General features: G+C 43.1%; 6 protein-coding genes. All 6 read right to left on the bottom strand.

Annotated features, from left to right (window positions below):
* Nucleotides 1-483 (bottom strand): hypothetical protein (locus HY960_10450; protein MBI5216160.1); only part of this gene is annotated, 483 nt, incomplete at its 3' end.
* A 205-nt stretch (nucleotides 484-688) separates the two neighbouring features.
* Nucleotides 689-1,363, bottom strand: coding sequence for a phosphate signaling complex protein PhoU (gene phoU / locus HY960_10455; GenBank protein MBI5216161.1), 675 nt, complete (start codon nucleotides 1,361-1,363; stop codon nucleotides 689-691).
* 20 nt (nucleotides 1,364-1,383) lie between these two features.
* Complete coding sequence (locus tag HY960_10460; GenBank protein MBI5216162.1) at nucleotides 1,384-2,694, bottom strand: MFS transporter; 1,311 nt, start codon at nucleotides 2,692-2,694, stop codon at nucleotides 1,384-1,386.
* Between the two features lie 138 nt (nucleotides 2,695-2,832).
* The gene (locus HY960_10465; protein ID MBI5216163.1) at nucleotides 2,833-3,642 is read right to left on the bottom strand and encodes a phosphate ABC transporter ATP-binding protein; all 810 of its coding nucleotides are present in this window, start codon (nucleotides 3,640-3,642) and stop codon (nucleotides 2,833-2,835) included.
* A 72-nt stretch (nucleotides 3,643-3,714) separates the two neighbouring features.
* Nucleotides 3,715-4,614, bottom strand: a complete 900-nt coding sequence (gene pstA, locus HY960_10470; protein MBI5216164.1) for a phosphate ABC transporter permease PstA — start codon at nucleotides 4,612-4,614, stop codon at nucleotides 3,715-3,717.
* A gap of 178 nt (nucleotides 4,615-4,792) precedes the next feature.
* Nucleotides 4,793-5,893: a phosphate ABC transporter permease subunit PstC gene (gene pstC / locus HY960_10475; GenBank protein MBI5216165.1), complete on the bottom strand. Its 1,101-nt coding sequence runs from the start codon at nucleotides 5,891-5,893 to the stop codon at nucleotides 4,793-4,795.
* Nucleotides 5,894-6,327: the final 434 nt, after the last annotated feature.

Below are 6,327 nucleotides of genomic sequence, written 5' to 3' on the forward strand. Positions count from 1 at the left end.
GTTCGCAGGAACTGTGAACACATAACCGAGGCGAAGATTGCAGGTACCACCACCACCGAGGTTGAAGGTGTTGGTTACGTTCGGATTGAAGAATCCGCCGGTTTCAACACGGACGCCTGAACCAGGACCGCTTGAAGGGAACGTGATAGCCATTGAGGTACCACCGGTTCCGAGCAGATGATCCGGAAGATCCATTTCAACAACTACGTTTGAAGTAACGTCGCCGCTGATATCGACACCAACGTCTCCGTTCGGTGCTTCACCGTTGTTGTTCGGTGCTACTGTGCTTGCGCCAGCATATGCATCGAATACGACTGTGTAAGTTACGCCACGAAGTACTCCATCAACACCACCATCGGAAGCCGCTAACGTTAATGCCGTTGCTGCTGCGTTGATTGTGATTGTGGTTACTGCTGAACTCTGTGCCAATGCCATGCTTGATACTAACACAAGAGCTAATACAATTAACATCAAATTTTTCATTTGATACTCCTTTAATTAAGTTATGAATAATGTGGATTAAGAAACTTGAGACTTAACAGCTAAAGCAGCAATTAAGACCATGCGAATATACAAAACTTGTTTGAACAAATGCAAGATTTTTATTAAAAAAAAATGAATATTTTATAAAATAAAAAAACTTCCATGTTGTTATGACATTGACAAAAAAGCCGTAGCGCAGTCTTATTTAGTGTGAAATATTCAATTTTTCTGCATGATGCTTCACTATTCGAGCCTGTGCTATGAAAATCACTTCCTCAGCAATGTTTGTGGTTAAATCTGCGACCCGTTCAAGATTTCTGCTCACACGAATTAAATCCAAACCTCCTTCAATAAAATCGCTTTTTGATTTCATCATTTGGATAACTTCCTGAATCATTAAAATATTCAAATTATCTATTTCATCATCCTGTCTCAGTACGGAATTACACAGTTCAACATCGCTGTGAATGAAGCCATCCAGTGCGTTACGAAGCATTACTTGAGCGAGTTCTGCCATTTTCGGTAATTCAAGTAACGGTTCCTGTTCAGGAGTTTTGCAGATGCTGAGTACAGATTGAGCGATGTTAACTGCATGGTCACCTAATCGTTCCAGGTCGTTGTTAATTTTTTGTGCAGCGAGGATCATTCGTAAATCCGTCGCGACAGGTTGTTGTAATGCAAGTAAATCTATGATAATATTGTCGTTCTGCATTTCGAGTTCGTTAACCTGAAAATCGCTATCAATTATTTTCTGTGCAAGAGGAATATCTTGAGTGAGAAGCGCCTTAATAGAAAGGCGAATATCTTCTTCAACGATACTTGCCATCTTAATCAAACTCGTTTTCAGTTTTTCTAATTCTTGTTCAAAGTGACGATGCATAAAGGGATTGACAAAATATATTAATGAGCGACAGACTTTTTAGGAACAACATTCCACAACTTGAGCATGAGAATTCCTCCGATGAATGCAAAACCAATCATACTGGGTCCCCAAACTCCCCAACCGAATGTGTCAAGCATCCAACCCATTCCCATTCCGACAGCCGCACCACCTATGTACTGCATTCCGTCGAACATTCCGGTTGCAGTCGCTGCCGCCTTCTTCCCACCGAAATCCATTGAAGCAGTTCCTGACAACATCGAATGGACAACACTTATCGCAAAGGAATTCACAACGAATGCTATGATAACCAAATCCATACTTTGTGCTTGCCAAATAATCGCGAGACAAATTACCTGAAGGAGATACCCGATGAATGCAACAGGAGGACGACGGGATTTGAATACATAATCGGAAATCATTCCTGCGGCAAACGCCCCTAATATGCCTGCTACTACCACACTTAATGCGCCTTTTTGAAATACCGATGATTCAAGTGTCAGTTGCTGGACTTCCTGCATATAACGGGGAAACCATTGCTCGAATCCGTGGCGGACAAATCCGGTACAAAATTCGGCGACAGCAATTGTCACCGTCACCGGATTAGTAAACACTTTCTTAAATAAATACTTCATGTTGACTTTTTCAGTGTCACCGCTGGTCGCATCGTGGGTGTCGAATTCATCGTGACCGGTATCTTCCGGTGAATCCTTCACAATGAAATAAGTCAGAACTCCCATTCCGGTCATTATCATTGCCGGGATGAAAAATACCCACTGCCATGGCAGGACAGTAACCGCTATTCCTCCAATAATAAAGATAAGCGCACGACCACTTTGAATCATCGAACCGAAAATTGCAGAGAATGTTCCTCGTTCTCGAACATGAAACCATCCCGAATTTACCTTAATAAGAGCAAGCGCGCTGTACGATTGAAAGTACGAATTCATCGCCCATGCTGTCGCAAAGTAACTAAGCAAGACTGTTTCCGTTCCAAGGAATCCTATATAACCACCTAAGCCAAATGCGATGTTGAAAATTACAGAACCGAATACACCGATAAGCATTGCTCTCCGTCCGCCGATTTTGTCTGCAATCGGTCCGTTGAATAGGGCGGAGATTCCATAAATCGTCAGTGCCGCAGTGATGATTGCGCCGATTTGAGTTTTATCCCAACCGTAGGTATCGGAGAGCGCTTTGTTCGCAAATGAAAGATTGTAGCGTCCCATATACATTGCCGCGTAGGTGAAACCAAGCGTCAACCAATTCATCGCTCGTCGGCGACGAAATGCTTTACTATGTGTCGGGCGTTCTAAATGTTCAAGACTCATGTGTTGTTTTCATCGTTAAGTTAAAATGACTTGGAAAGTGGCGCGCAAAGATACGAAATCAATTCAAAAGGAAAAATAAAAAAGTAAAAAAAATCAAACTGGTAACAAGAAACTGAAAACAGGAAACTTCTACGATTGTCATCCGAACCTTCCTGTTATATAATCCTCCGTCTGTTTCTTCGATGGAGTAGTAAAGAGTCGTTTCGTTTCATCCACTTCTACCAAATCGCCCATATAAAAGAACCCCGTAAAATCGCTAACACGGGCGGCCTGTTGCATGTTGTGTGTTACAATGACGATGGTGTAGTTTTGTTTGAGTTCGTAAATCAACTCTTCGATTTTTGCAGTGGCAATCGGGTCGAGTGCGCTCGCTGGTTCGTCCATCAGCAAAACGTCCGGGTCAACAGCTAATGCGCGGGCAATGCAAAGTCGCTGTTGTTGACCGCCGGAGAGTGCTAGCCCGCTTTTCTTCAAATCATCTTTGACTTCATCCCAAAGTGCAGAACGTTTCAAACTTCTTTCGACAATTTCATCCAATTTAGATTTTTCTTTGATGCCGTTGATGCGTGGTCCGTACGCAACATTATCATAAATTGATTTAGGGAATGGATTTGATTTTTGAAAAATCATCCCGACCGATTTGCGTAACTCAACGACATCAATCTTCGCATCATAAATATTCGTGTTCTCAAGAAGAACTTCTCCTTCAATTCTGATATTCTCAATCAAATCATTCATGCGATTGAGTGAACGGAGGAACGTGGACTTGCCGCATCCCGAAGGACCAATCAACGCAGTAACTTTGTTTGTTCGAATATCGAGATTGATATTCTTTAACGCGTGCTTCTCTCCGTAGTAAACATTGAGTAAGCGGGTTTGTATTTTATATGAATTGTCCATTTTATTGAGATTACTGGCTACCGACTGAACTACAAAAATATCCGTCATTCCGACGCATGTCGGAATCTACACAACCGTTACTGATGCCGAAATAAATTCGGCATGACGCCTCTAGTAGGCTCATCCGTGGTTCCGTTTTCTTAATCTGTATCGAATAAAAATTGCCGAGAAGTTTAATGTAAACGTTAGTAGCAATAGCACAAGTGTTGTTGCATACTGAATTCCTTTTGTCGCTTCAACATCAGGCGATTGTGTTGACATGATATAAATATGATATCCAAGTTCCATGAACTGGTCTGATAGTGAATCAGGAAGTCTCGGAAGAAAGTACGCCGCGCCGGTAAATAAAATAGGTGCAACTTCACCTGCGCCGCGACTTACTGCAAGAATTCCGCCTGTTAATATTCCCGTCAATGAATTGGGCAGAACTACTTTTCTAATCGTCTGCCATTTGGTTGCACCGAGAGCGAGACTTGCTTCACGCAATTCTCTCGGAACTGTCTTGATTGCTTCTTCAACAGAAACAATGACGACAGGGAGCGTCAGCAATGCCATTGTTAAACTTGCCCAAAGAATGTTCGGTTGTCCCCACACTAATTTTGTTCCGTCAGAAAATACTTTATCTAAACCACCGCCTACAAACTGAATGAAAAATCCCAATCCGAAAAGTCCGAAGACAATTGCGGGAACCCCGGAAAGCGTGTTCACGGCAAACCGTATCAATCGTGCTAGGATTGATTTCTGACTTGCATACTCGCTCAAATATATTGCAGTCACAGCGCCGACCGGAACTCCCGCCATAGACATGATAACAACAAGAAAAAATGTTCCTACAATTGCCGGGAAAATGCCCCCTTCGGTCATTCCCTCTTTTGGATTGCCGACTAAGAAATCCCACGTAAGAGTTGACCAACCACCGATAACAATATCTCCCATAATAAAAAGGACAGCAAAGATGACAAAGAACGCCGCGAGCGCAGTGAGAGTGGTTACTGATTTGCCGATGAGTTTCTTTTTCATATTAGTCTGCTACCTATTGTAGGTTACGAGTCATTGCGAGACCAGCTTTAGCTGGGCGAAGCAATCTCCTCGAATAAACGAGCCCAAGTGTAGGAGATTGCCGCATTCCGTTCTGATACATGATGAACGGGATTCGCAATGACGCGTGCACGTTCATATTCCTTTCCAAACGTCTCAATTACAATCCTCCATACTTCTTCATCAACCGCTGACGAATAAATATCTCAGCAATCGCATTGAGTGAAAATGTAAAAATGAAAAGTACCGCCCCGATGAAGAAAAGAACATTGTAATGTGTTTCACCGAAAACAACTTCTGCCATCTCTGCGCCAATCGTTGCCGACATTGTCCTGACTGGCTCGAAGAAACTGCCTGAAAACATCGCGGCATTTCCGGTCGCCATCAGTACAATCATTGTTTCGCCAAACGCACGACCGATGCCAAGGAGAATTGCCGCAAACACTCCCGGTGTTGCCGCAGGAAGAATAACGAAGAGAGCAGTTTGCCATTTCGTCGCTCCGAGTGCAAGACTTGCTTCCGTCAGAGATTTCGGAACGCGGGAGAGAGCATCTTCTGTAATGGTGTAAATAATCGGGATGACAGCAAGCGAAAGAGCAACGCCGCCGAGAAATGCATTCAACCGGTATTCAAACCCGAAGATGTCTTGGAAAACTGTTGCCATAACAATAAGAGCGAAGAACCCAATAACGACAGAAGGGAAGCCCGCAAGAATTTCAATCGTCGGCTTCATTATTTCCTGAGCCCACTTGGGAGCGAACGCGCTTGTGAACAATGCGGCAAGTATTGCTATCGGAGTTGCGAACAAAATTGCAATGAACGTAACCTTGAAACTCCCGATGATGAGCGGAAGCAATCCGAACTTCGGCTCGTCGGAAATGGGTTGCCACTTTGTGCTGGTAAGATTTTCAAAATTTGCATTACCTTCGCTTTCAAAAGATTGGTAACTATCTTCTGGAGTTTCCCGTGTTGCTTGCCCGCCTCCGGCGGGTGAAGTTTCCGGTTTGGAGTTTGTAATTTCTCCTCGCTCACCGCTCAGTGCTCTCCGCTCTAAACTCCCCGCTCCCTGCTCATCGCTCACCGCTGGTTCTTCACCATACGTCTCCTGCACCTCATCCTCAGCAATGTTCGAAGTTGTCTGCTCGGCGCCGGAGAAGATGGGAATGGTCTCACGGAAGACAAAGATAAAGATGAGGAGGATAAATGTAAATGAAATGAACGCGACAGTCGTAATCAGTTTTTCAGCGAAAAAATCTGATATACGAAATCGTTTCCGGAGAAAGTTTTTAGAAGTTGACTTAGAAGTTGACTCTCCCGCTTTGCGGGACGGGTGGAGTCCACTTGGCGCACTTGCCGATGCTGATGAAGATGAATCCTGAATATTATACACGCTGTGCCAATATAGAAGAACTCAGTTACGCCTGTGTTAATGGTGTGTTAAGAAATTGTTAAGAATAACAAAAAAAATGTAAATGATTACTTGATTATTAATAAAATCTATGTTATTATTTAATATAACGAATCATAACCAAATGTTGTGTAAACTTTTCATTATGTAATAGCACTTTAGAAATGTCAGGGTTTCGCCACTTTAGAAATGTCAGTATTTCCGACATTGGAGAATTTGCACCAATGAAGGAACATTCACATGAACGGAATTCTGATTATGACTCACAACGAACAAGAACGATTGAA

This window comes from Ignavibacteriota bacterium, from assembly GCA_016212665.1.
Classification (GTDB): domain Bacteria; phylum Bacteroidota; class Ignavibacteria; order UBA10030; family SZUA-254; genus FW602-bin19.

Bases quoted from the DNA above. Each gene is read 5' to 3' on its own strand.
- phoU (MBI5216161.1), bottom strand. From the start codon at position 1,363: ATGCATCGTCACTTTGAACAAGAATTAGAAAAACTGAAAACGAGTTTG.
- HY960_10460 (MBI5216162.1), bottom strand. From the start codon at position 2,694: ATGAGTCTTGAACATTTAGAACGCCCGACACATAGTAAAGCATTTCGT.
- HY960_10465 (MBI5216163.1), bottom strand. From the start codon at position 3,642: ATGACGGATATTTTTGTAGTTCAGTCGGTAGCCAGTAATCTCAATAAA.
- pstA (MBI5216164.1), bottom strand. From the start codon at position 4,614: ATGAAAAAGAAACTCATCGGCAAATCAGTAACCACTCTCACTGCGCTC.